The organism is Streptomyces sulfonofaciens, assembly GCF_014656295.1.
Lineage (GTDB): Bacteria > Actinomycetota > Actinomycetes > Streptomycetales > Streptomycetaceae > Streptomyces > Streptomyces sulfonofaciens.
Window position 1 is genome coordinate 1 of sequence record NZ_BNCD01000076.1, and the last position, 856, is coordinate 856.

1 protein-coding gene is annotated in these 856 nt (G+C 62.3%); it reads left to right on the forward strand.

Features of this window, described 5'->3' with window-relative positions:
• Positions 1 to 856: beta-ketoacyl synthase N-terminal-like domain-containing protein (locus tag IE313_RS34630; RefSeq protein ID WP_189939347.1), on the forward strand; the 856-nt coding region annotated here is incomplete at both ends.

Here is an 856-nt window from a genome sequence, read left to right on the forward strand (position 1 = left end):
TGACGGGTCGTTCGGGGAGTGTTGTTTCTGGTCGGGTGTCTTATGTTTTTGGTTTTGAGGGTCCGGCGGTGAGTGTTGATACGGCGTGTTCTTCGTCGTTGGTGGCTTTGCATTTGGCTGGTCAGGCGTTGCGGTTGGGTGAGTGTGATGTGGCGTTGGCGGGTGGGGTGACGGTGATGTCGAGTCCGTCGACGTTTGTTGAGTTCAGTCGTCAGCGTGGGTTGTCGGGTGATGGTCGGTGTCGGGCGTTTTCTGGGGATGCTGGGGGGACGGGGTTTTCTGAGGGTGTTGGTTTGTTGGTGTTGGAGCGTTTGTCGGTTGCGGTGGAGCGTGGGCATCGGGTGTGGGGGGTGGTGCGTGGGAGTGCGGTGAATCAGGATGGTGCGTCGAATGGTTTGACGGCGCCGAGTGGTCGGTCGCAGGAGGGTGTGATTCGTGGGGCGTGGGTGAGTGCGGGTGTGTCGGGTGTGGGTGTGGATGTGGTGGAGGCGCATGGGACGGGTACGCGGTTGGGTGATCCGATTGAGGCGGGGGCGTTGTTGGCAACGTATGGGGTGGGGCGTGGTGTTGGGGATCCGTTGTGGTTGGGGTCGTTGAAGTCGAATATTGGGCATGCGCAGGCTGCTGCGGGTGTGGGTGGGGTCATCAAGATGGTGATGGCTTTGCGTTATGGGGTGTTGCCGCGGACGTTGCATGTGGGTGAGCCGACGCCTTTGGTGGATTGGGGTTCGGGGTCGGTTCGGTTGTTGACGGAGGCGGTGCAGTGGCCGGTGCGGGGGGACAGGCCGCGGCGTGCGGGGGTGTCGTCGTTCGGGATCAGCGGGACCAACGCCCACCTCATCCTCGAAGAAGCACC